The following is a 228-nucleotide window of genomic DNA, read 5'->3' on the forward strand; positions in this document are numbered from 1 at the left end:
GGAGGACCGGGTAGGCCCATGGAAAAGCTGCAGGATCCATTCGTTATGGCCAAGCTGCTGCAACGGCGCAATGCCGCGGTGGCGGAACCCGCGATAGCTGTCGCTGACCAGCGCCCTGAGAGTAGGCTCGTCGAGGGTATCGCCAACAAACGGTGCCATTACCCGCCAGGCCAGTTCGTCGAAGGGCAACCACGACCAGCTGGCAATTTCCTGTGGGCTGAACACCGG

1 protein-coding gene is annotated in these 228 nt (G+C 62.3%); it reads right to left on the minus strand.

Annotated elements, in window-relative coordinates:
- The coding region (locus tag SB719_RS23160) for a hypothetical protein (RefSeq protein ID WP_412160193.1) at positions 1-228 on the minus strand (228 nt) is incomplete at both ends.

The sequence above is a fragment of the Pantoea sp. SIMBA_079 genome, from assembly GCF_046940275.1.
Taxonomy (GTDB): domain Bacteria; phylum Pseudomonadota; class Gammaproteobacteria; order Enterobacterales; family Enterobacteriaceae; genus Pantoea; species Pantoea borealis.